The sequence below is a fragment of the uncultured Treponema sp. genome, from assembly GCF_934725225.1.
Lineage (GTDB): Bacteria > Spirochaetota > Spirochaetia > Treponematales > Treponemataceae > Treponema_D.
This window is the reverse complement of the sequence record NZ_CAKVAM010000002.1, coordinates 396,811-419,441: the sequence shown is the minus strand read 5'-3', so window position 1 is coordinate 419,441 and position 22,631 is coordinate 396,811. Positions and strand designations below refer to the sequence as shown.

General features: G+C 35.7%; 32 protein-coding genes and 2 tRNA genes. 20 read left to right on the top strand and 14 right to left on the bottom strand.

The window, feature by feature from the left end:
• Positions 1–45: 45 nt before the first annotated feature.
• From Q0H92_RS04820 to Q0H92_RS04790, 7 genes are read left to right on the top strand one after another with little or no spacing between them, the layout of a single operon-like run.
• Positions 46–699, top strand: a complete 654-nt coding sequence (locus Q0H92_RS04820) for a hypothetical protein (protein WP_296012501.1) — start codon at positions 46–48, stop codon at positions 697–699.
• 55 nt (positions 700–754) lie between these two features.
• The gene (gene infC, locus Q0H92_RS04815; protein WP_013701258.1) at positions 755–1,285 is read left to right on the top strand and encodes a translation initiation factor IF-3; all 531 of its coding nucleotides are present in this window, start codon (positions 755–757) and stop codon (positions 1,283–1,285) included.
• Between the two features lie 4 nt (positions 1,286–1,289).
• Positions 1,290–1,490, top strand: coding sequence for a 50S ribosomal protein L35 (gene rpmI, locus Q0H92_RS04810; RefSeq protein WP_013701257.1), 201 nt, complete (start codon positions 1,290–1,292; stop codon positions 1,488–1,490).
• A 15-nt stretch (positions 1,491–1,505) separates the two neighbouring features.
• A complete protein-coding gene (gene rplT / locus Q0H92_RS04805) occupies positions 1,506–1,865 on the top strand; it encodes a 50S ribosomal protein L20 (RefSeq protein ID WP_013701256.1) in 360 nt (119 codons plus the stop codon).
• A gap of 3 nt (positions 1,866–1,868) precedes the next feature.
• Positions 1,869–2,342 carry a hypothetical protein gene (locus Q0H92_RS04800; protein ID WP_296012498.1) on the top strand — a complete coding sequence of 158 codons (474 nt, stop codon included), beginning with the start codon at positions 1,869–1,871 and terminating at the stop codon, positions 2,340–2,342.
• 20 nt (positions 2,343–2,362) lie between these two features.
• The gene (locus tag Q0H92_RS04795; protein WP_013701254.1) at positions 2,363–2,665 is read left to right on the top strand and encodes a cell division protein ZapA; all 303 of its coding nucleotides are present in this window, start codon (positions 2,363–2,365) and stop codon (positions 2,663–2,665) included.
• Complete coding sequence (locus Q0H92_RS04790) at positions 2,662–3,114, top strand: DUF188 domain-containing protein (protein ID WP_296012496.1); 453 nt, start codon at positions 2,662–2,664, stop codon at positions 3,112–3,114. Before Q0H92_RS04795 ends, Q0H92_RS04790 begins: the two co-directional genes overlap by 4 nt.
• Here Q0H92_RS04790 and Q0H92_RS04785 read toward each other — a convergent pair.
• From Q0H92_RS04785 to Q0H92_RS04775, 3 genes are all read right to left on the bottom strand, one after another.
• Complete coding sequence (locus Q0H92_RS04785; RefSeq protein WP_296012494.1) at positions 3,107–4,363, bottom strand: HD domain-containing phosphohydrolase; 1,257 nt, start codon at positions 4,361–4,363, stop codon at positions 3,107–3,109. The genes Q0H92_RS04790 and Q0H92_RS04785 overlap by 8 nt on opposite strands.
• A gap of 95 nt (positions 4,364–4,458) precedes the next feature.
• The gene (locus tag Q0H92_RS04780) at positions 4,459–5,328 is read right to left on the bottom strand and encodes an RsmB/NOP family class I SAM-dependent RNA methyltransferase (protein ID WP_296012492.1); all 870 of its coding nucleotides are present in this window, start codon (positions 5,326–5,328) and stop codon (positions 4,459–4,461) included.
• A complete protein-coding gene (locus Q0H92_RS04775; protein ID WP_296012491.1) occupies positions 5,315–6,406 on the bottom strand; it encodes a glycoside hydrolase family 3 N-terminal domain-containing protein in 1,092 nt (363 codons plus the stop codon). The genes Q0H92_RS04780 and Q0H92_RS04775 overlap by 14 nt, the downstream gene beginning before the upstream one ends.
• 81 nt (positions 6,407–6,487) lie before the next feature.
• Between Q0H92_RS04775 and Q0H92_RS04770 the strand changes: the two genes are divergently transcribed.
• Positions 6,488–7,315 (top strand): SDR family NAD(P)-dependent oxidoreductase, encoded by an 828-nt coding sequence (locus tag Q0H92_RS04770; RefSeq protein WP_296012489.1) that lies wholly within the window; start codon positions 6,488–6,490, stop codon positions 7,313–7,315.
• A gap of 114 nt (positions 7,316–7,429) precedes the next feature.
• On the top strand, positions 7,430–8,875 hold the full coding sequence (locus Q0H92_RS04765) for a nicotinate phosphoribosyltransferase (RefSeq protein ID WP_296012487.1): 1,446 nt from the start codon (positions 7,430–7,432) through the stop codon (positions 8,873–8,875).
• On the opposite strand, the gene Q0H92_RS04760 is transcribed toward Q0H92_RS04765, so the two are convergent.
• From Q0H92_RS04760 to Q0H92_RS04745, 4 genes are all read right to left on the bottom strand, one after another.
• Positions 8,853–9,644 carry a hypothetical protein gene (locus Q0H92_RS04760; RefSeq protein ID WP_296012485.1) on the bottom strand — a complete coding sequence of 264 codons (792 nt, stop codon included), beginning with the start codon at positions 9,642–9,644 and terminating at the stop codon, positions 8,853–8,855. The genes Q0H92_RS04765 and Q0H92_RS04760 overlap by 23 nt on opposite strands.
• A 72-nt stretch (positions 9,645–9,716) precedes the next feature.
• Positions 9,717–11,348 (bottom strand): serine/threonine-protein kinase, encoded by a 1,632-nt coding sequence (locus tag Q0H92_RS04755; RefSeq protein WP_296012483.1) that lies wholly within the window; start codon positions 11,346–11,348, stop codon positions 9,717–9,719.
• An 18-nt stretch (positions 11,349–11,366) separates the two neighbouring features.
• Positions 11,367–12,383, bottom strand: a complete 1,017-nt coding sequence (locus Q0H92_RS04750; RefSeq protein WP_296012481.1) for a metallophosphoesterase — start codon at positions 12,381–12,383, stop codon at positions 11,367–11,369.
• Between the two features lies 1 nt (position 12,384).
• On the bottom strand, positions 12,385–12,729 hold the full coding sequence (locus tag Q0H92_RS04745; protein ID WP_294017099.1) for an FHA domain-containing protein: 345 nt from the start codon (positions 12,727–12,729) through the stop codon (positions 12,385–12,387).
• A gap of 131 nt (positions 12,730–12,860) precedes the next feature.
• On the opposite strand from Q0H92_RS04745, the gene Q0H92_RS04740 reads away from it, so the two are divergent.
• The 3 genes from Q0H92_RS04740 (at position 12,861) to Q0H92_RS04730 (ending at position 13,299) form a co-directional block, all read left to right on the top strand.
• Positions 12,861–12,934, top strand: a tRNA-Asp gene (locus tag Q0H92_RS04740).
• Between the two features lie 35 nt (positions 12,935–12,969).
• Positions 12,970–13,042, top strand: a tRNA-Pro gene (locus Q0H92_RS04735).
• A 29-nt stretch (positions 13,043–13,071) separates the two neighbouring features.
• Positions 13,072–13,299 (top strand): hypothetical protein, encoded by a 228-nt coding sequence (locus tag Q0H92_RS04730; RefSeq protein ID WP_296012477.1) that lies wholly within the window; start codon positions 13,072–13,074, stop codon positions 13,297–13,299.
• A 90-nt stretch (positions 13,300–13,389) separates the two neighbouring features.
• On the opposite strand, the gene Q0H92_RS04725 is transcribed toward Q0H92_RS04730, so the two are convergent.
• The gene (locus Q0H92_RS04725; RefSeq protein ID WP_296012537.1) at positions 13,390–13,662 is read right to left on the bottom strand and encodes a hypothetical protein; all 273 of its coding nucleotides are present in this window, start codon (positions 13,660–13,662) and stop codon (positions 13,390–13,392) included.
• Here Q0H92_RS04725 and Q0H92_RS04720 point away from each other — a divergent pair.
• From Q0H92_RS04720 to Q0H92_RS04705, 4 genes are all read left to right on the top strand, one after another.
• Positions 13,586–13,999 (top strand): putative toxin-antitoxin system toxin component, PIN family, encoded by a 414-nt coding sequence (locus Q0H92_RS04720; RefSeq protein WP_296012475.1) that lies wholly within the window; start codon positions 13,586–13,588, stop codon positions 13,997–13,999. The genes Q0H92_RS04725 and Q0H92_RS04720 overlap by 77 nt on opposite strands.
• Before the next feature lie 160 nt (positions 14,000–14,159).
• A complete protein-coding gene (locus Q0H92_RS04715; protein ID WP_296012474.1) occupies positions 14,160–14,375 on the top strand; it encodes a DUF3791 domain-containing protein in 216 nt (71 codons plus the stop codon).
• Entirely contained in the window at positions 14,372–14,866 is a 495-nt protein-coding gene (locus Q0H92_RS04710) for a DUF3990 domain-containing protein (protein WP_296012472.1), read from the top strand. The genes Q0H92_RS04715 and Q0H92_RS04710 overlap by 4 nt, the downstream gene beginning before the upstream one ends.
• The gene (locus Q0H92_RS04705; RefSeq protein ID WP_296012470.1) at positions 14,863–15,069 is read left to right on the top strand and encodes a DUF3791 domain-containing protein; all 207 of its coding nucleotides are present in this window, start codon (positions 14,863–14,865) and stop codon (positions 15,067–15,069) included. The genes Q0H92_RS04710 and Q0H92_RS04705 overlap by 4 nt, the downstream gene beginning before the upstream one ends.
• A 266-nt stretch (positions 15,070–15,335) precedes the next feature.
• Here Q0H92_RS04705 and Q0H92_RS04700 read toward each other — a convergent pair whose 3' ends face one another.
• Positions 15,336–16,478 carry a DUF1972 domain-containing protein gene (locus Q0H92_RS04700; RefSeq protein ID WP_296012468.1) on the bottom strand — a complete coding sequence of 381 codons (1,143 nt, stop codon included), beginning with the start codon at positions 16,476–16,478 and terminating at the stop codon, positions 15,336–15,338.
• A gap of 95 nt (positions 16,479–16,573) precedes the next feature.
• Here Q0H92_RS04700 and Q0H92_RS04695 point away from each other — a divergent pair, with 95 nt between their 5' ends.
• From Q0H92_RS04695 to Q0H92_RS04680, 4 genes are read left to right on the top strand one after another with little or no spacing between them, the layout of a single operon-like run.
• Positions 16,574–16,864 carry a type II toxin-antitoxin system RelB/DinJ family antitoxin gene (locus Q0H92_RS04695; protein WP_296012466.1) on the top strand — a complete coding sequence of 97 codons (291 nt, stop codon included), beginning with the start codon at positions 16,574–16,576 and terminating at the stop codon, positions 16,862–16,864.
• Positions 16,865–16,867: 3 nt separating this feature from the next.
• On the top strand, positions 16,868–17,305 hold the full coding sequence (locus Q0H92_RS04690) for a putative toxin-antitoxin system toxin component, PIN family (protein WP_296012464.1): 438 nt from the start codon (positions 16,868–16,870) through the stop codon (positions 17,303–17,305).
• Between the two features lie 55 nt (positions 17,306–17,360).
• The gene (locus tag Q0H92_RS04685) at positions 17,361–17,594 is read left to right on the top strand and encodes a hypothetical protein (protein ID WP_296012462.1); all 234 of its coding nucleotides are present in this window, start codon (positions 17,361–17,363) and stop codon (positions 17,592–17,594) included.
• A complete protein-coding gene (locus Q0H92_RS04680; protein WP_296012460.1) occupies positions 17,591–17,854 on the top strand; it encodes a Txe/YoeB family addiction module toxin in 264 nt (87 codons plus the stop codon). The genes Q0H92_RS04685 and Q0H92_RS04680 overlap by 4 nt, the downstream gene beginning before the upstream one ends.
• A 296-nt stretch (positions 17,855–18,150) precedes the next feature.
• On the opposite strand, the gene Q0H92_RS04675 is transcribed toward Q0H92_RS04680, so the two are convergent.
• The 5 genes from Q0H92_RS04675 to Q0H92_RS04655 form a co-directional block, all read right to left on the bottom strand.
• Positions 18,151–19,842, bottom strand: coding sequence for a DUF262 domain-containing protein (locus tag Q0H92_RS04675; protein ID WP_296012459.1), 1,692 nt, complete (start codon positions 19,840–19,842; stop codon positions 18,151–18,153).
• Positions 19,843–20,009: 167 nt separating this feature from the next.
• Positions 20,010–20,702: a hypothetical protein gene (locus tag Q0H92_RS04670; RefSeq protein ID WP_296012457.1), complete on the bottom strand. Its 693-nt coding sequence runs from the start codon at positions 20,700–20,702 to the stop codon at positions 20,010–20,012.
• Positions 20,703–20,880: 178 nt separating this feature from the next.
• A complete protein-coding gene (locus tag Q0H92_RS04665; RefSeq protein ID WP_296012455.1) occupies positions 20,881–21,159 on the bottom strand; it encodes a type II toxin-antitoxin system YafQ family toxin in 279 nt (92 codons plus the stop codon).
• A gap of 1 nt (position 21,160) precedes the next feature.
• Entirely contained in the window at positions 21,161–21,424 is a 264-nt protein-coding gene (locus Q0H92_RS04660; protein WP_296012453.1) for a type II toxin-antitoxin system RelB/DinJ family antitoxin, read from the bottom strand.
• 85 nt (positions 21,425–21,509) lie between these two features.
• Positions 21,510–22,622 carry a hypothetical protein gene (locus Q0H92_RS04655; RefSeq protein WP_296012451.1) on the bottom strand — a complete coding sequence of 371 codons (1,113 nt, stop codon included), beginning with the start codon at positions 22,620–22,622 and terminating at the stop codon, positions 21,510–21,512.
• Between the last annotated feature and the right edge of the window lie 9 nt (positions 22,623–22,631).

The following is a 22,631-nucleotide window of genomic DNA, read 5'->3' as shown; positions in this document are numbered from 1 at the left end:
ATGAACTGTTGAAAAAAAAGTTTTTTGCCGCTAAACTAATCAAATATGTACTCATTTTTAATTTTATCGATTCCGGCGGCAGTTATTTTTTATTGCTGCATTCACACTGAATACAGCTTCAAAAGTTTCTTTGCTCCAATTGCAATCGGGCTTACAGCAGGAATTGTCTCAGCAATTTTCAAGGAATATTTTATTTTTTCAGCTTATGTCGCCACATCAGGATTTTTCGAGCATTTTCTTCACATACTGAAAACAACATTTTTTCCGCCGGTAATTTTATTTGCGCTGTGGGATTTTTTTTCAAAAGACGACACAAAATACAAAACAACATCGGCATTTCCGCTGCTAGCTTCATTTTATGCAATTTTTCTTCCATATACATCAATTTCAAGTCCTGAAAAACATTCATTTTTCTTTTTATTTGAAAATCCGATTCTCTTTATCTGCACAACATTTTTTGCGCAGGCTTTATATTTGAAAATAAAGTTCAGCATAGAATCCAAGCAAAAAAATAAAACCGCCGCATTTGCAATTGCATTCATCGTGATTTCATCCGTACTGCCGGCAATTCAAACTTTATGGTATTTTAAAATATTCGGATTTGCACATATTGTGCTTGCAATTATTTTCACTGTGGCAGCATTTATTTTCTATAAAATTGCATTCATAAAAGAAAATTCACTAGACACAGTTCTATAGTTTCTGATAAAATATTTTTTATGCTATACGAGTATTTTATACTCTAGGAGGATAATTGGCAGACAACAAAGGCATGCGCGTAAATGAACAGATACGCGTAAGAGAGATCAGACTCATTGATGATGAAGGTGAACAGAAGGGAATCGTCCCTACAATTGAAGCCCTCAGAATGGCAAAGGATCGAGACCTCGACCTTGTAGAAGTTTCGCCAAACGCAAATCCGCCGGTTTGTAAAATACTGGATTTCGGAAAGTACAAGTTCGAACAGGAGAAAAAGCTTCGTGACTCCAAAAAGAACCAGAAAGTACTCAAGCTCAAGGAGATTCGTATGCAGCCTAAAATCGGCGCAGGCGACCTTGACACGAAAGCAAAGCATGTTCAGGAATTCCTAAACGAGGGCGACAAAGTGAAAGTTACAATCCGTTTCCGCGGACGTGAGCTTGCGCACACAGAACTCGGTTATGATGTACTGAAAGAAGTTGAAAAAAGACTTGTTGAAGGTTCTTATGCAATCGAAAAGCCAGCCGCAATGGAAGGCAGATTCATGTCTATGACCTTGAACTCAAAAGTCAAAAAGCAGGGGTAAAACTATGCCTAAGATGAAAACAAAGAAATCCGCATCAAAGCGCTTTTCTTTAACTGGTACTGGAAAAGTTAAGTACAAGAAAATGAATCTTCGTCATATTTTGACAAAGAGATCACCAAAAAGAAAGATGCACTTGCGCCATGCAGGAATTCTTTCAGAAGATTCAGCAGCAAGAATCCGCAAACAGCAGCTTCCATACGGCTGATTTTAGGAGTAAAAGATGTCTAGAGCGATAGATGGAACAAAACGTAAAAACCGCCGTGTAAAACTCTTGAAGCTTGCAAAAGGCTTTAAAGGCGACAGAAAATCAAATTACAAAGCTGCAAAAGACGCTGTTGTAAAAGCACTTGATCATTCTTATGTTGGACGCAAACTCAAAAAACGCGACTACAGAAGCCTTTGGATTGCCCGTATCAATGCGGCAGTTCGCGCTGAAGGAATGTCATATAGCCGCTTTATTGACGGTCTTGTAAAAGCTGGTGTTACACTCAACCGCAAAGCATTGAGCAATATGGCTATCGAAGATCCAGTTGCATTCAAGGCTGTTGTTGAAGTTGCAAAAAACGCAGTAAAGGCATAAAAAATGATTACACTCGATCAAGTTTTGTTGTTGCAGGAAAAAGTAGAAGCCGCTGTTGAAAAAATCAGTTCACTGACTGATAAAGTTTCGCAGCTTGAATCTGAAAACGATGCTTTGCGTAGTAAATGCGCCGAGCTTACAAAAGCGTTTTCTGAAAAAACGGAGCTGGTTTCTTCTATTGAATCAACACAGGCAAAGATCGAGGAAAGCATTTTGAAAACCCTAAACCGTCTTGACTCTGTTGAGGATGCAATTCTTAGCGGTCAAGGCGGACAAACTGGCAACGAAAATTCTTCGGAATCACAGCCAGTTCAAAACGAAATTCCGCAGGAAGAAAATACAGCTTCTGAACAGCAATCATCAGAACAGACAGTTGTTTCAGAACCTCAGATTTTCCAGCAGGAAGAACCAAAACAAGAGCAAAAAAATCCGGCTGAACCGCAGACAGATTTAAACGGACAGTTTGATATTTTCTAAAACGCAGGAGAAAAACTGCATTGGGAAAACTTCAAATTGAATTGCTCGGAGCATCATTTTCCGCACAGGCTTCTGAAGACGATGCCTATCTTGCAAAACTTTTATCCTATTACAAAGAAATCACTGAATCCATAAAAAACTCCTCCGGCGTAAAAGATTCTTTAAAAATAAGCATTTTATCTGGAATTGCACTTGTAGATGAGCTTTACAAGGAAAAACAAAAATCAATTTCACTTTCAAAAGCAGTTCCAACCGAAGACGATGAAAAAGCAGAAAGAATCGCGCAGAACATAATAGAAAAAATCAGCGGAGCATTGGAATGATTTTTGTTGATGCAGATTCATGTGAAAAAAATGCAAGAGAATTTATTTTAAATGCGGCGGTTAAAAAAAATCTAAACGTAATATTTGCAGCAAATAAAAATATTCCATTTGCATTTAAAAATCCGCTTTTTAAAATGGAAATATGCTCCAAAGAAAAAAATTCCGCAGATGATTTTATAGTGGAAAATTCCAAGCCGGGCGACATAGTTGTAACACGAGACTTGCTTTTGGCGCAAAGAATTTTCAATAAAAAAATTTCGGTTATGAACGACAAGGGAACTGTTTTCAATAAAGAAAATCTCGAATATCTCATAGAAGAACGGCAGCTAAGCATTCAAATGAAAAGCCTTGGAGTTTCGACTGGCGGAAAATGGAAAAATTACAGCGGAAAAGACTTTGAAAAATTCAAAACAGCCTTCTCTGCCCTTCTTGAAAATTCGTTCAGCTGATTGCGCTGTTAATATCTTCCAAGCGGTCTTTTATCTGCATAAAGGCATCCACAAGCTCCGGGTCAAACTGATGTCCGCGCTGCTCCCAAATTTCATTAAATGTATCTTCAACACTCCATTCAGCCTTGTAGCATCTTTTGTGGCGAAGCGCATCATAAACATCCGCAAGCGAAACAATTCTTGCCGCAAGAGGAATCTTATCTTCCTTTAAAGCCTGTTCAATTTCGTGCGGCATTTTTGTTGCGGGAATATAATCCATGTAGTCAAAATTTCCGGGGTAGCCTTTGTTTCCTCCGTCCCAGCGGTCATGGTGATGAAGGCAGACATCGCGCGCCATTATATCCAAATCGTTTTCAACTGGAGTAAAAATCTGCGCGCCAACACAAGTGTGCCCTTTCATAATATCGCGTTCATCTTCATCAAGAATTCCCTGTTTCTTTAAAATTTCATCTGGAATTGCAACTTTTCCTACATCGTGGCATCTCGCGGCAAGACGAAGATTATCACGGAATTTGTTTCGTTCTTTTTCTGGAATTTTTTTGTTCGAAGCATAGCGGTCATATATTTCAAGAGAAAAGCGGGAAACTCTTTCAACGTGCGCGCCAGTTTCCTTTGGATCACGGAAGCCGGCAGTTTTTACAAGACGGTCAACATTAAGCCTTGTAAGATAAGCATATTCGTAAATCGAACCGACTTTTGCGGCAAACTGGGAAATGTAAAATTCAGAATCCTTATCAAAAGGAATAACGTTTCCGTCCTCGTCCTTGGCATTTATAATCTGAAGAATCCCAAGAACTTTTCCATTTGTCATTATGAGCGGAATTGTAAGCATTGATTTTGTATGGTAGCCAGTTTTTTCATCATTCGCCGAATTAAATTCAAAAAGCCTTACTTCTTTTTTTTCATCATCAACAAACTCAGGCAAATTATAGACATCTGGAATATTTACAAGTTTTTTGGAAAGAACGCAGTAGCCGGAAATCGACTGGTTTGTAGGAACAAGATAAAAAGAAGTGTACGAAAGCTTTTCTCCGGGAGCAAGCTGATTCTGCATTGTGTCGTTCTGACTATAGCGAATCCAAAGCTTGTTTTCCTTGCTGTCGTACTCGTAAATTGAACCAGCGTCGGCATTGACAATTTTACGCGCGCCAGTCAAAATATTTTCCAGAAGAATATCAACGTCTCTGATTTCTTTAAGCTGCTCTTCTATTTCCGTTATAAGACTCTGTTTCCTTTCGTGTTTAGACATAATCCAACGTCCTTTACTTTTTTCAATTTCTGAAATTATAAATCAATTCAAAACAAAATTCAATTAATTCAGGCGAGTTGAAGAAAATTAGTGCGCTATGATTTTTTTATCAAGGAAAAATAAAGCGGACCTGCGCCAAAAGATTTATCTGGCAAAATATGAAAGCCGAATTCAGTTTTTTCCGCAAATGAAAAATAATCTTCAAGAGAAAAATTCTGCGGACACAAAACATCAGCCTTTATAGATTTTCTGTTCAAGTCAAAAATTTCTTTCACCAAGTCTTTTGGAACAATATTCGCATCTGGAAATTTTTTCAGCAGCTTTGAAACAACTCCGTCATTTTCCTGCGGACACAAAGCGCAAGTTGCATACAAGAGAAAACCGTTTTTTTTCAGCAGTCTGAATGCGCAAGAAAGAAGCGCCCACTGCTCCATTGAAACTGTTTTTATTCTTGAATGCGTCCATTGCTCAAGATATTTTTTATCATTCAAAACATGACGTTCGCTTGAACATGGCGCATCCAAAAGAATGCTTTCATAACATTCAGATTCGCGTCTGCACCAAGAAGCTCCATCGCTTAAGCTGACTTTTACATTGCAAGAAATTTCAGGCGGAAGTGATGATTCTACAACTTTTGAAAGGCGGGCTTTTCTTGAAGGAGAGCGTTCATTTGAAAAAAGCACAGCGTCGTCATTTTTGTTTCCTGCCAAAACTAAAGTCTTTCCGCCGGGAGCCGCGCACAAGTCAAGAATTTTTTCAGAATCTTTTAAGGGCAGACAAAGAGCAGCGACAATGCTTGCAGGATCTAAAAAATAACTTTCACAATTTTTATAAGATAATTCTGCGTGCAAAGTTTCCGAGGCAAGAGAAACCTTTAATTTATCCCAACGTTCGGTAAAAATTTCAGAATAAAACTTTTCAAATGCCTCTTGTCCAAAAACTTTTTGCGTTTTAGTTTTCTTCAATTTTTATAATCCCCTTTTTTAATTTAAAGTCCAACACTTTTTTTTCCGCCTCGCAAAGACGATTTGCAAAAAACTCATCACTTTCAGAAAGTTTTAAAAGCGACTTTGCAACAGAAAGAAATTTTTTTCCGCTAAGCATAATCACGTCAACTCCAGAAATTATAGCGTTTGCGGCAACTTGTTCTGGAGGCGAATCTGAAAGCGCTCCCATAAAAATATCATCGCTTAATACAAGACCTTCAAAACCAAGGCGCGACTGAAGCATTTCTTTTATCCAGAAACTGCTCATGCAAGCCGGATTTTCATCAAGAGAATTTATTTTTGCGTGGCTCACTAAAACACAAGATGGATTCGATTTTAAAATTAATGCAAATGGAAAAATAAAATTTTTAAAAACTTCAGAAGACGAAAGCGTTATTTCTACAGAGCCAGTGTGAGGATCTGAATTTGCATTTCCCGGAAAATGTTTTGCAACCGAAGCAATTCCGTTTTCTTCATAAGCTCTTACGCAAACCATACTGTATGCAACAGATTTCGGAACACTTCCAAAAGTTCTTGTTCCTAAAAAAAATTTATTTGATTCAATTTCAGCTTCGGCAACCGGCGCAAGATTCATTGTAATTCCAAGTTCTTTCATTTGCACTGCCTGATTTGAATAAATGGACTTTGCTTCTTGCAATGTATAATTTTCACTGATTTTTTTTTCTGACGGAAGATGCGATGTGATTTTTTTTAAGCGGTTAACTTCTCCACCCTCTTGGTCAACTGCAATAAAAGGAAGCGGACTTTTATTTTTTTTATAAAAAGAATTTATTGAAGAAATATAATTTTTCAGCTGCTCTTTTGAATTTCCGATATTATAGGAAAACAAAATAATTCCGCCGGGAACAACTGCTGTTCCGTTCTCAAGAAATTCAACTGGATGAAAACTTTCATTGCCTTCAACATTGACAAGAAAAATCTGCGAAATTTTTTCTATTTCAGAAAGACTGTCAAAAAGTTTTTCAGCGGAAGTTTTTGAATATAAAGGAAAAAAAATAAACAGCAATGCAAGAAATTTCAGCGCAACTTTTTTCATGGCAGAAATTATAATTTAGCTTTTGATTTAAGTCTATCGTTTCATCTTGGAGTTGTAAAAAAAAACTGCTACAATCAAAACATGAAAAAAATCATTATTGTAACAGGAGCTTCAAGCGGAATGGGATTTTGGTTTGCAAAACTTCTTGCCCGTGAAAGCTCAGAATTTGAAAAATTTTCCAGCGACGAACTTTGGATTATAGCAAGAAGAAAAGAGCGGCTCGAAGAATTAAAAGTGCAAATCGAAAAAGAATCATCTCAAGAAAAAATAAAATTTCCAGAAGTAAAAATTTTTCCAATTGACATTTCAGGAATTCAAGGAGCTTTAAAAATCAAGGAGCTTTTTGAAAATGAAAAATCGAAGGGAGATTTTAAAATAAACGTTCTTGTAAACAACGCAGGCTTTGGAACTTACGGAGAATTTGCGCAAACTGACACAATGCGCGAAATGGAAATGATAGATCTTGACTGCACTTCCCTGACTGGAATAACAGGATTTGCGCTTCCCTATATGCAAAGCGGCTCGCGGATTATAAATGTTGCAAGCCTTGCATCTTTTTTGCCGCTCGGAAACTTTGCAGTCTATGGAGCTTGCAAAAGCTATGTGCTAAGTTTTTCTGTTGCACTTGCGGCGGAACTCAAGCATAAAGGAATAAAAGTTACAACATTGTGTCCCGGTCCTGTAAGCACGGAATTTGCAGACGTCGCTTCAAGAGGCGCAAGAAAAAAAGTTCGGCACGGACTTTCACCTGAAAGAACTGTACAGGATGCAATAAAATGCTCACGCAAAGGAAAACTTTATTCCATGAAATTTTTCAAATGGAAATTCAAGGCGGCGGCAAGCAGATTCGTAGGACGATATTTTGGAGCCTGGGCAACTTACAAATTCTGCAAAAGACCTAGCAATTGAATTTTAAAGCGCAAAATGTTATTCTAAAAAAAGGACGCCGGTTGTGTTCAGCAGATGCTGTCTGTGCACTCTAAAGAAAACCGTCCAAAAGCAAAATATTTTTGGAGGACGATTATGCACTCAACATTCAGCAAAAGCGCGCTTTTCACAGATTTTTATGAACTGACAATGGCGCAGGGATATTGGAAACAGAACATGAACCATCAGGTTGTGTTCGATATGTTTTTCAGAAGACAGCCTTTTAACGGCGGATTCAGTGTCTTTGCAGGAATTGAGCCGCTTCTGGATTCTCTTGAAGATTTTTCTTTTGATGAAGATGAAATTTCCTATTTGAGAGAACAAGGCATTTTTGAAGAAGGCTTCCTTGAATATCTAAAAGACTTTAAATTTTCCGGCGACTTGTATTCATTTGAAGAAGGCTCGGTTATTTTTCCGCAGGAACCGCTTGTAAGAATCCACGCAAATTTAATTGAAGCCCAGATAATCGAAGGACTTGTCTTGAATCTTTGCAACTTCCAAAGCCTGATTGCAACAAAAACCGCAAGAGTCTGGCTTTCAAGCAAAAAAGGAAATGTAATGGAATTCGGACTCAGAAGAGCACAAGGTCCGGACGGCGGAATGAGCGCAACCAGAGCTTCATACATCGGAGGAGTCGCAGGAACAAGCAACACTCTTGCAGGAAAAATATACGGAATTCCTGTAATGGGAACGATGGCGCATTCCTGGGTAATGTCGTTTCCAAGCGAACTTGAAGCCTTTGAAGCTTACGCAAAACTTTATCCAAACAAGACAATTTTTCTGATTGACACTTACGACACTTTAAAGAGCGGAATCAAAAACGCAATAAAGGCAGGTGCAAAACTCGTTGAGCAAGGCTACAATTTTGGCGTGCGCCTTGACTCTGGAGACATTTCATATTTAACAGCCGAAGTACGAAAAGAACTTGACAAGGCAGGATTTCCGCAGGCATTCATTTGCGTTTCCAATGACTTGACAGAAGAAATAATTGAAACTCTTGTTCAGCAAAATGCGCCGATTGCAAGCTGGGGCGTTGGAACTCACATGGTAACAGGCGGAACAGAATCAAGCTTTACTGGAGTTTACAAACTTGCCGCAAAGAAAAATGGAAACGAATTTATTCCCACAATGAAATTCAGCGACAATCCTTCAAAGAACACAAACCCGGGAATAAAAAATGTGTTCAGGCTTTACGATGAAAAAGGAATGGCGCGCGCTGATATTTTGGCGCTTGACGGAGAAACTTTAGAGGCTGGAAAAGAATACCGATACTTTCATCCGATGGTTGACTACAGGCAGTTTTCGTTTACGGCTTCACAGATAAAACCGATGCTAAAAAAGCGGCTTGAAAACGGCAAAAGAACAGAACCTCGCCTCTCTGATTCCGAACAGCTTAAAATAAGCAGACGAAGAATGATGGAAGAAATTGAAACGCTAGACCCTTCATTCAAGAGAATTTTGAATCCGCATATTTACAAAGTTTCCATGACAGAAAAACTAAAGGATTTGAAACTTGCTTTTATAAAAGCCAATATCCGCTGATTTTTTTCTTGTCATCCAGCGACTTTATTTTTTCCGCAGGCAGAGTAATTCTCATTGAGTAATGACCTTTGTATTCTCTGTCAATGCGGATTTTTACGGACTTTTCATTTCGGCAGGCTTTACGCAGCTCACAAATATACGAAAACAAAATGGCTCGTTTTTCTGGAAGGTAGCTTCCAAACAAAAGCGATATAAGCTCCTTTTCCGAAACTTCTTTTTCAAGCCGCTCATGCAGATATTTAAAGACTTTGAATCTTGACGGCGGAATTTTATGAACAGCCTGAAATTTTTCCAAATCAAGTTGCAAAAGTTTTTCTTCTTCAGTCAAAAAAGTTTCAGGACGGTTTATTACATTTATATATTTATTGAACCGTTCGCTTTTCAAAAACACTTCAATTAAAAAAAATGTGTCTTCAAGTTTGTCTATGCGCTCAGGAGCAATCCGCGGAACAAGATAAGTTTTGTTTTTTGAAATCCAAAATGCAGTCATCTTGTCAAGTTCAGGAAAAGGATCGTTAAAAACAACAACTGGCGCAGGATTCGGCATCATGGACATTTCAACATAAGGATTAAAAACATCAATTTGAAATGTGCGGACATCAATCAAAACATAGTCAAGCACGCCCGGCTCAACAAGTTTCAACGCTGTATAAAACTCATGCGGCTTTAAGAAAATTTTTACATCGCTGCCAAAAGTTTCTATTCGAAGCGCAAGATATTTGCAAACTTTTAAAAGATCTGGCTTTATAAGCAGATAAACCTTTCCCAAGGGCTCCTCCTAACTAACTAAAAATACAAAACTTAAACAAGCAAAAATTTTTGCGCAGAATTCTTCCAGCTATCATTTTTTCCTCATGTTTCCAGCTATAAAAAGCTCATCTTGATACCAGTCAATAAGCAGGCTGAAATATTCATCATAATAGCCTTCATGAATCATAAGGAATTTATAAACGTTTCCTGTTTTTAATTTAGAAAAATCAACTTTAGAAGCATCAACCCATTTTGAGCCGACTTGAATTCTAAACTGGGAACTTTTAGTTAAATCTTTTCCAGTTTCACAGTCCATAGCAGAAAAATGGACGGTAATATTCCGGCTTGCATTTTTTAAGAAATCAAGATTCATAAGAACCTTTTCTTTTCCAACAGAAATGCTTTTCCACCAGACGTAAGGACCTTCAGCGATTTTTATTCTGTATTCTCCCGGACGAAGGAAAACATCCTTTGTTACATACTCAAGATTTTTTCCTTTGGAAGAATTTTTTGCAACTGAAAAAACTCTCCGTGTATTTGGAACTTCCGGGATTCCGTCGTTATCGTTCACAAAGAAAAATGCGCGCGCAGGAAGGTCGGCATTCACGCTGGCAGTTGAAGGCATAAGCATAGACAAAGAAACCGGAGTAAACCAATTTCTAAGAACAGTTCTATGAATCATTCCAGAATTCCAAGCCTCGAAAAAAAGAAGCGCAACCGCACAAGCCGCACAAGCTCCAAGCGCAATCCGTTTGGCTTTATAATTTTTTGGAATATACGAAGGAAACTTTATTGTCTTAGGAGAAATTATAGACTGGGCAAGCGAAACCCTTATTGCGTGCGTATCGTAATTTTTTAAGTACCGTCTTACTTTTGCAATTACAGGCTCCAAACTTTTGTATCGCTTTTCAGGCTCAGGCTTCATCATTTTTCTAATAAGAGTTTTTACAACAGGCGGAAGATTTTTTACGATTTTCTGCGGAGGAATATATTTTCCTTTTTTAATTTTCGCAATTGTTTCCGGAGCCATGTCTCCCGCATAAGGCTTAGATCCAGTAACCATTTCATAAAGCATTACGCCCATTGAATAAATGTCAGCGCGAACATCCACAGAACTTGAATCCATAAGCTGCTCTGGAGACATATAGGCTGGAGTTCCAAGAGTAGAACCGGCTTGCGTTATAGAACTGTTTTTTGTAGCAACGACAGTTTTATCAGAATCCACAGTTTTCTTTGGCTCTTCAACTTCATCTTTTTCATCACTGGCAATTCCAAAGTCCGCAAGTTTTACTTCTGCTCTTTTTGAAATAAGAATGTTTCCAGGCTTTATATCGCGGTGAACAATATCCTTTGAATGAGCATTTTTCAGACCAAGGCAGGCATCAAGAAAAATCAAAAGCGCAAGTTCATGCGGAAGCGAAACCTGCTTTTCAATAAGCTTGTCCAAAGACATTCCGTCAACAAACTCAAGCACAATATAATTTGCCCTGCCTTCAGTAAAATAATCGAACATCCGCACAACATAAGGGCTGGACAGCTCGCTTAAAATCCGCGCTTCTCTTTTGAACCTTTCACGGATTGCAGCGCCGCCGCTTTTTAAAATAAGTTTTTTTATGACGACTTTCCGCTTTAATTCAGGATGAGTCGCAAGATACACAGCCCCCATTCCGCCAGTCGCGATTTTTGTGCAGTTTTTGTATTTTCCAATTGTCTCGCTTTCCATTTAGTTCTCCCATGCTATTTATAGAACACTTTTTATGTCAGTTTCAGGATTGAATTTTTTTTCAGGAACAACAATAGCAACATTCATTTCATTTGGATTATGAAGCTGCAGATAAGTTCCGTCTTGGCGCAGCAAATATTTTCCGTCTTTTACAGGACGATGCCCGCCAAACCACAAAACGCCGTTTCTTTTTGCGGAGGGATTCAAATTTTTTAAAAGCTTTTTCACACTTCCCTTTTCAGCCGCATCATTCGCAGTCCAAGTAAGCCCCAGAACAACATCGTCATTTTTATGATAGTCAACAATTTGCTTTCTTGAAAAACAGCTGGCAGGCTCGGCATGGCTCACGGCAAAATTATAGAACACAGCGCAAACTGGCAACGCTTTTTCCCACAGACTTATCAAATGAAGAATCACATCGCCGTAAACTTGCCGGATAAAATCGCAGCACATGCTTCCTTCCTGCACAAATTTTCTAAAAGCAAGATTTCCGTGGCGGCTTTCATTTAAAATGTTCTCGTGGTTTCCTTTTAAAAAGTGAAAATTTTCAGTGAAATTATTTTTCAACTCCATGATAATCATAAGAGTTGAAATATTTTCCTTCATTTCTTCCTGCATAGGCTGGCCGGCGTAAACATCCATTGACCAGTCTTTGTAGGCCGCAATCCATCTGTCATAACCGCGGCTTTCCGAATGAAACGCATCTCCAACGCAAACAACAAAAATTTTTTTCTCATTCAGCAAAGACAAAACGGATTCATCTTCAATTTTAAAATCAAGAAGCTTTAAAAGAAAATCTGCGCGCGCATGAATATCAGGAACTATTATAGAAGGAATTTTTTCAGACGAAAAATCAAGAAGTCCGCCCGGCTTGCTGTCAGAACCGGCAGACCTGTAAGACGGACTTTCATTTTCAAGAGTAGACAAAGATTTATCCAAAAAGAGCTGAAATTCAGATTCTTCTGGAAAAGAATTTGAGTCGTTTATTTCATGCAGATGATTTCTAAAACAATCCAGCTCTTCTTTTGAAAACATTCTAGCCCATTATAAGATTTGAAGAGCCAATTGTAAGCTTGTCTCCGGCATTAAGCTTAACGTATTTATCCGGCGGAATTCTGCGGCCGTTTAAAAATGTTCCGTTTGTGCTTCCTTCATCTTTCAAGAAATAGGCATCGCGGATTTTCTGAATAATGCAGTGATGACGGCTTGCCAGCTTTGAGTCAATCACAATATCGTTATCGGCTTCGCGCCCCATTGTGATTTTTGCGGCAATCTGAATTTTTTTCTTATTGAAAACAAGATAGGAAACCTGCTGAGATTCCGCAATTTTGTCCAAATGCTGCCCCAAAGGACTTGAATTTATAATAGTTGTATCAGCCATAAAATATATTATAAAGCAGTTTTTCAAATTTTCAAGTTTTATTTCAAATTATGTGCAAAAAAATTTTTCGCCATAAAACGAAAAACGCTATTGACACACACAAGATTTTAATGCTATATTCATTAGCACATGGGGTGTTAGCGAAGCTGGTTATCGCGCTGGCCTGTCACGCCGGAGACCACGGGTTCGAGTCCCGTACATCCCGTTGTACCGTTCATTACGAGCGGTATTTTTTTTATTCGGGCAATAGCGCAGCTGGTAGCGCGCTAGCTTCGGGAGTTAGAGGTCCCGGGTTCGAATCCCGGTTGCCCGACACTTTTCTCTTCAATAAAATCAAATAATTTGTTTACCGCAACTAAAATAGAAGCTGAAATATTAAAAATCCTCAATCAAACCGAACCGCTTAAAGAAGAACAGATAATAAAAGAAATCTGCAAAAACAGAGATAGAGATTCCGCTGTAACGCCGCAAGTGATACAAAACGCGCTGGAAGGCTGCACTGCAAAAGGCTTTGTAGCTCTAACCAGCAACGGAATTAAAATCACTGATGAAGGAAAAAAGCAGATTTAACACTTTTAATACAACTCGTTGTATTGCTGAGCAATTTTTTCCCAGCTGTAAAGGCGTTTCCCGGCCTCGCCCATTTCAAGCGCGATTTTCTCACGAAGAGATAAAAGAATCACTTTCGGAATGACGAAGTTCTTTCATCAGATTCTGCAAATCATCAGAAGTTTTCCAGTAAAGGCATTTTTCTTCGGTTGTGGCGCGGTTATAAACGCAGTCAAACGCAAGAATCGGAAGAGAAAGATTCATCGCCTCAACAAGAGAAGGATTTGTTCCGTCTGCATCGATACAAATGTTATTGTCTCTGCTTTCTAAAAATGAAGATTCTGCAACAGTCAAAACTATTTTTAAGATTTTTGCTAAAAGCATAATCCCTGTTTTTAGCAAGGAGATTATTGCTGAATATTCTGAAGTTCTTTCCAGAGGAAAGTTTAAAAATAAGTTTTCTACAAAAAACGTTCACAAAGCAATCAAAATGATTCTTGACAACGGCATTGAACTTTCTGGCATTCAAACAGAAGAAAAACTTTCCGACCCAAAAGATGCGATTTTCTACGAAGTTACAATGGATTTCCTCCAAACAAAAGAAACTTTTCTTGCAACCGGCAACATCAAGGACTTTCCAGTAAAGCCGTTCGTTGTCACTCCAAAAGAAATGCTAGAAATTATGGAAGAAAATAAAAAAAGTAATAATAGAAAATATTGAAAAATGCTATGCAACAAAACTAAAACTAAAGGCTCTATGATTGAAATAGTTGCTTTTTATAAAACCTCTTATGATTAATGTTAAACTTCAATCCTCTTCAAAAAATCATCTCGCAAAAAATCAAAAATTATGTTATATTAATAATTGCAAGGAGGTATCCATGAGCGATAAACAGATAGAATACTCAGTTTTCTGCATCGAAAATGTTGCAAAGCAGCTTGGCAAAACTGGCTCAGAATTGTTTCAAATTCTCAATTCATCAGGACTTCTACACTCATATATCATACCTTCTTACGAAGCGCTTCATACCCAGAGTAAACAATATATCGTAGATGAAATCATTTCCGTCCTTAAAGAAAGGAATCTCGTTGCATGAAGCTTTACCACGGTTCAACTGTAATTGTAGATAAACCACTTGTTTCTTATGGTCGCTATAACCTTGATTTTGGCAAAGGCTTTTACACATCAAATATGCAAAGTCAGGCGGAAAAATGGGTGCAGCGTTTTATTTCTCTTGGGAAAAAAGGAATCATAAATATTTATAATTATGATGATTCTGATATTCAGACAAAATACCGCTATAAAAATTTTCCTGACTACAATGAAGAATGGTTAGACTTTGTTCTTGCCTGTCGAAGTGGTTCAAAAGACTATTCCAAGTATGACATCATCGAAGGCGGAATAGCTAACGATAAAGTCTTCAACACAGTAGAGCTGTATTTCTCTGGTCTCATAGATAAAGCAACAGCCTTACAACGTCTAAAGTTTGAAAAACCAAATAATCAGATTTGCTTTATTAATCAGGAAGTTGTAGATAAGCTTTTATACTTTGAATCCAGCTACGAAGCAAAAGGAGTTTATGTATGACCGCTGACGCAACTCTTTTGCAGATGAAATACGCACGTATAATTTCTCTACTTGCAAAAAAAGCAAATATCGATGAAGAAAAAGCAATGGAGCTTTTTTATAAATCAAACACATATATGCTCATGAGTAAAGGCATAAGCGATTTTCACTGTTTAAGTGATGCCTATCTTGTAGAAGAAATCATGCTGGAACAAAAACAGTAATCACAACTTCTTTATCTCCTCAGTTCTCCATTTCACTTTCACCGCTAGGTCCAGATAGCCCCCCCTGCCCATCCGAAGTCATTCTATTAACTCCTTTCTCGCTCATTTCCGACTCCGAGTATTTTTTCAAGAACCGGAAGTCCAGCATTTACCGGCACGGATATTTCATTCCGGTTTGTCCGTATAGTATGTTAACATCTTATTGATTTTATAAAATAATTTATCATAGCCTGAATTTCGAGTTTTGATAAGCAGATTTAACGCTTTTAATACAACTCGTTGTACTGCCAAGCAATTTTTTCCCAGCTGTAAAGGCGTTTCCCAGCCTCGCCCATTTCGCGCGCGATTTTTTCACAAAGAGATTCCGAATCGAGTTCGGAATGACAAAGTTTTTTCATCAGATTCTGTAAGTCATCATAAGTTTTCCAGTAAAGGCATTTTTCCTCGGTTGTGGCGCGGTTATAAACGCAGTCAAACGCAAGAATAGGAAGAGAAAGATTCATCGCCTCTACAAGAGAAGGATTTGTTCCGCCTGCGCTGTGTCCGTGAATATATACATTGGCATTTGAGCGAAGCCAGTTCACGGTGTGAGGCTCATAAATCGGGGCAAGCAAGTGAATATTTTTGCATGCGCTGAATTTTTCTTTTAAGTTACGGCCATACTCCGACTTTTCCCAGTTGCCCACAAAAACAAGCGTTTCGTCCGGCATTTTTGAAAATGCCTCAAGAATCACATGGACATTGTTTTCAGGCTCAATCCGGCAGACAGTAACCGCATAAGGCTCGCGGCAAAACGGATATTTTTCAAACAAAGAATCGTCCAAAACGTGCGAAACCTGGTCGCCGCCATACGCAATCAGCTCAACTCTCTTGTTTTTTACGATTTTTGAATATTCAGATTTTATGTAGTCAGTAATCCCTTTGTTGTCGCCAATCACAATGTCGGAATATTTTACAGCTATTTTCTCGCTGAACCTTAAAAGCTTTTTTGCGTACCACTTCCATTTGTCGCGCCGCCATTCAAGCCCGTCAATATTTGTTATGATTTTTCCCTTGAAAATCCGCCTTATATATGGAAGAAAAATGCAGCCGGAAACACCAAGAACCAGCATTATGTCAGCTTTAGCCGCAACCGAAAGTTTCATCGACTTAAAATCATAAAAAATGCTGTCCTTTCCGTTCGCGTCCATTTCAAGATAAACAAGTTTTGCGTCCTTGTACGACTCCAAACGTTTTTCATATTTCCTACCAGAACAGAAAACCGTGTATTCAACGTTAGGGGGCGTAAAATCCAGCAGGTTGTCTACAAGAGACTCAAAGCCGCCATAGCAGGCAGGAACGCCAACCGTGCCGATAACAGCAACACGAAGTTTTTTAGGATTTTTTGATGAAATATTTGATTCAGGCATAAACTGCTCCTTTTTTATTTTTTATTGACAAACACATTACATTCACATATATTCAAATTATAGGTACAATTTTTTATTGTTTTTGGAGGCGCATTATGGCAAGCACATTGGTACAGATTAGAGTAGATGAAGATTTGAAGAACGAGGCTACAAGCATTTTCGAACAGCTCGGACTTGATTTGCCAACCGCATTCAGGATATTCCTTAAAAAATCCGTTGAAGAAAGAGGCATTCCATTCAGCATGAGAATGGAAAGAAAAGTTTCCCTAAAAGAGGGAAAAAAAGCTTTTATGCAGCTTAGAAAAGAAGCAAAGAAAAACGGACTTCAAGAAATGGCTCTTGATGAAATCAACGCAGAAATCCGCGCATACAGAGATGGAAAATAAAATATGAAATATTATGCTGTCATTGATACAAATGTTATTGTCTCTGCTCTGCTTTCTAAAAATGAAGATTCTGCAACAGTCAAAACTGTTTTTAAGATTTTTGATAAAACCATAATCCCGGTTTTTAGCAATGAAATTATTGCTGAATATTCTGAAGTTCTTTCCAGAGGAAAGTTTAAAAATAAGTTTTCGCCAAAAAACGTTCATAAAGTAATCAAAATGATTCTTGACAACGGCATTGAACTTTCGGGCATTCAAACAGAAGAAAAACCATCCGACCCAAAAGATGTGATTTTTTATGAAGTTACAATGGATTCTCGCCAAACTGCTGACACTTTTCTTATAACCGGCAATATCAAGGACTTTCCGATAAAACCGTTCGTTATTACCCCAAAAGAAATGATGGAAATTATGGAAAAAGATAAGAATGAAAAGAAGTGACAATAGAAAATTCTGAAAAATTCCAGTATATTTATAAAAAAGAACGGAGGTAACTATGCAGAGCACATTTACACTCAGAAAAGACGAGCTGAATATGGATTTCTTGAAAGGCTTGAAGAAGATGTTTTCCGGAAAAACACTGAATATCACCGTAAGCGACAACAAAACAGACGAGCAGGATGAGACGGAATATCTTTTGAGCAATCCTGTAAACAAGCAGATGCTTCTGGATGGAATCGCGGCAATTGAAAAAGGCGATGTAACAAAAGTAAAACTAGAGACTTTATGATTGAAATAGTTGCTTTTTATAAAACCGCTTATGACGACTACAATAAATGGGAAGAAACAGATAAAAAACTTTTTAAGAGAATAAAAGAACTCATAAAAGATATTTCTAGAAATCCATTTGAAGGAATTGGAAAGCCAGAACCATTGAAACACGAACTTTCCGGCTATTGGTCTAGAAGAATCAATGATGAACATAGGCTTGTCTATAAAGTCACAGAAAATACTATTTACATAGTTTCGTGCAGAGAGCATTATAAATAAAAAAGAATCAAGAAATTAAGATAAAAACATAAAAATCCTTAAACTTTTTACCTTATTTTTATTTTTTACCTCGGCAAGTTGTACTTAATTTTTAGAGTTGAACTCTGCTAAGATTTTGTATGATATAAAACTTCATCACAGCACATTGGCAAACAATGCCCGTAGTCAGGTTTTATTTTATTGATATAAAAATCAATTCAGTTTTTCCAGCTTGTATAGCTTTATTAAATATTCTTTTTAATTCATCTTCTAGTTGTACAAAAGTCATAATTTCTCCTATTTCAAAAAATTGCTTTTTATTCTGAAATCATTTTATAAAAATCCTCTGACAAAAATTCTCTCCTTTTTTCTATAGAAAATTTTTCTGGTTCATTTTCATATCTTTCCACAAATTTTCTAACACTTTTAAACTCTGACTGTTTATAGAAATTAATCTTATCTTTTAATGGTAAAATACCACATTTTTCATTCAATTTATATTCTAATGGCAAAAGATTACCAATATTTGCATTTTCCTCACATTCAGCATCTGGCAAAATATGTTCTATTGTAAACGCTTCAATATTTTTATTTCCTAAATATTTTTCATATATTTCCAACACAAGTTTTGTTTTTTCTATTTCTTTTTTGTCCATGTAGAATTTAAAATGATTCGAATACCCAATAGCAGAAAAAACCTTTTTAAACCATTCTTTGTTAGGAATTCTCTGTTTAAAACTTTCATAAAATTCATTTAATACTTCTAATGAGTATTCTGTTTCTAATCTATATGCATAATTAGCCACCAAAGATGTAATTGTATTAGACTTTTCTTTTCCTATTAATGTATAACAAATAAAGAATTTTTTTATAAAACAAAGGGATTTCTCATAATCACTATTTGATAAATTTCCTAAATCTTTTTGATGCATTAGACTCAAAATAACAGGTCTAAACTGTTCTTGTTTTTTGGCTCGAAAAAACTGAAATATATCAAATTCCAGTTTTGAACATATCGCATTTCCTTCACTATCATTTAAAATTGGAGAATATATTTTTAAATAGTATACAGCTTTTAATATAAAATCTTTATAAAACTTATCAATTTCTTTAACTTTTACAAACTTCTTAATTGCTTTATATGAATCTCTTCTATCTTTATCATCAATTTTATATTTATGAATTAAATAGTGAAGCAAATATTTATTGATTCCTTGCCCAAGATTTTTCTCCATTGATTCCCAATCTTGTTTTACAGAATCAACCTTTTCTTTTGGTTGTATATAACGCATTACATAATTTTTCAATAACTCATGATCAGCGAGATTCTGTCCACGAGCATTTAAAATTTCAAAAATTGTATAAGAATCTTCTTCTGTTGTTGCTTCTATTCTTACATACTCAATATTAATTATTGAATCTCTTAAGAGAGTAATTGATTCTGGATTATTTTCATGTATCTCTATAAAATTATCAATTTTTTTACAGAAAAAATTAAAAGCATCTATAATGCATTTATCTCGTTTTTTATCAATTACATTAGTATTTATAAAAGGAAGAATTTGATTACCTTTACTAAAAGGTAAATCTTTCAATCCTGATAATATTTTTTCCAAACCAATGTGATATGACGAAGAAAATATATTATGTAATTCATTTTTATCATCTGTTGCATATAGGTATTTTTCTGTTCCAAAATAATCATTTTCCAATAAATATTTTTTCATTGAAAACATTATTGCAGATAAAAATATTGACAATGTACAAATACGCTGTTGTCCATCAATAACTGTAAATTGAGGTAATCCAGCTATTTTCTCTTTGTCTTTTAATAAAACTATACTACCAATAAAATGATTTAATTTATTATTTGTCGCATATTCAACATCAAGATACAAGTCTTCCCAATTATCTTCATTCCAAACATATTGTCTCTGATTTCTAGGAATTCTATAAAGTTGAGAATTAAACAAATCACGTATTGTTTTTTGTTCTGCAGAATAACTCATTTTGTTTTACTCCTATTTAAATTATATCATTCACAAAATGCTTTTTTTTTAATGAAAGATATCATGATTCAAATTCATCTTTAATATTAAAACTATTTTATTATATCACAAATCAAAATAAAGAATTTTAAAATTCCTTATACTTATATTCTTCTAAACTTTAAATTCTATTTAAAATACTCTTCATCAAAAACTGCATCATACACAATATGACCAAAAGGCAACAAATAAAAACTAGAAAGTCCTCTTTTAGGATCATTTTTTGCAGCTGCAATTCCATAAACAACCAAATTATTTAAGTAAGAATCTTGCATTGCGTTAAAAATTTTATCATCTTCATCGCCACAAGCAGAATGTCTGTCAATGTAATCTGCGTATTTTTTATGAAAATCAGACTCTTCAAAAGCAATATGCTCTAAATATATCAGCAGAAGAATTTCCGTTTCATTTAAAAGCGATATAGTTCGCAGGACATGCTCTTTTTGAATGTCAGAAATGCTGGAATTTTCGATGGCATTAAAAACATAAAAAGCATAGCAGTGATGTTTTATTTCCGATTCTGTCTGCATTGAATAAAATATTGCATTTTCAAACAACAAAGAGGATTTTTTATCTGTCTTTATTTTTTCCAGCCATTGCTGCAACTCCGTTATTTGCTTTTTTTGACTAACAACACAATCTGATAATTCTTTTATAAAATTAAGAACACGTTCCCATCTGTTATCAGGAATGAAATAATTTATTACTTCCGCTATACCAGTTCCTATAAAAGGAATAAAGCTACAGGCTGTTGTTATAGAGCTTTTTGTTATCTCTAAAATTTTATCTTTTTTGGTTTCATCAAGAATTTCTTTTTCCAATGACAATATTTATTTCCCCGCCTAAATAAAATAGTAGCAACTATGATTTTTTGTTTTTACAAATACATAGCCCTATTCTACTCTTTTTCACTTTCTTTTAATATGGATTTATCAAAGTCAAATTTCTCGTATTCAAAAAAATCAAAATCTTTTCCGAGTTTCTGCAAAATGATTTTTTCTATTTTCCAAACAAATCAGAGTGAGAACCTGTTGCTGTCGAAGAAAGAATAAGCTGATTTTCAAAAATCTGATACATCAAAAGCCAGTCAGGTTTTATATGGCACTCTCGAAAATCATTCAGACTTCCAGTCAGCTGATGGTCTTTATATTTTTGCGGCAACGGATCTCCAGAAGCAAGAATGTTCAAAACTTCAACAAGTTTTTGTAACTTCTTGCCTCTTTTCTTCATCAGTTTGGCATCATGTTTCATTCGATTTGTATAGACAATTTCGTACAAATCAATCCTCCAGCATAGACGCAACCGCCTCTTGGGCAGTTTTAAAAGGTCCGTGCAGATTTGTACGATTTCTGCTGTCAGAAATCGCCGTTTCCAATGAAAGCGGATTAGCCTTGTGCCTTACAGCAAAAGGAAGTCCGTTGTTTTCTATTGAGGAAGCAAGAAAAATGCGGACTGCCGTTGAAGTATCCAGCCCCAACGATGAAAAAAGAGCGTCAGCTTTTGCCTTTAAGGAATCATCTACGCGTAATTGAAGCGTTGCCATAACATACCTCTTAATTACAAATTAAGACATTTTTATTGAGTTGTCAACACAAAAAAGTTAATTGCAAAGCAGTCGCAGTTTTGTATCACAAGTTTTTTCCGCAACTTTCATTTCTTTTATATCTTTCAATATTAAAAAATTTACAATCCAGTTTATTATAATACTCTTTATTACTTTTAAATTTAGAAAGAATCATATTTTTATGACCAAGTATTTCAATTAATTTTGAAACTCTACAAAACACATCTATAGAATGATAAATTGCTGTAAATAAATTTTGTTTTAATTTATCATCTATATTTTCGATATCTGTTATATATAGATATTGAATTAAAGGTCTTCCTATGCGCTCTAAATAATCAAAAAAACTCTTTTTTTGTTGTTTTAACTTAAAAGAACCATCATACCCATATGAATTTTTGAGTTCCTCTCTAACATCAATTATATAAATTGATTTTTTTATTGCTAATGAACAAAAAATTTCTATATCTATATTCGATTTTATCTCCTTTCCATCAACATACTTTTCCAATACTTTTATGGCTTGCTCTTTTAACTTAGAAGCCCATAAAATGCTTGAATAAAATTGTATATATTCAGGTTGATTTTTAAATAATGAATAATTTGAATTCATCAATTTCAGAGTCGCTTCATAATCAGCTAACTCATTATATAAATATGACGTATATTGAATCAATGCCTCTAATTTTATTTCCATTGGCGCAGAATCTCTTGACAAAATGTTTTCATAATTATTTATCACATCTTTTTTAGATTGAGTAAATCTCGCATTATTTGCATTTTCCAACAACATTTTTTCAACATCATTTGAAGATGATTTTCTTAACTGTTCTAAATGTTTTTCAAAAATCTCTGTCGGAAAATCATTTCCCCTTTCTGAATAATATTTTTTCATAATCTTCAATATTTCATTAGAATACACTCTATATATTCCATCAGTCGTAAGTTCAATTACTTTCAGTTTTATTAATTCATTCAGTCCTTCTGAAAAAGAATCTTCATCTTTCTCCATATCCAAAGCATACTTTATTATATTTAAAGAACCTGTTCTATCATCAGTTTGGATAAGTTGTCCAATTGCAATAAATATCTTTTTTCCAAGAATAGACAAATAGTCATAAATTCTACCATACAAAAAATCAACAGCGGTATCAGAGGCTTTTATATCAAATTTCAATGCATTTGA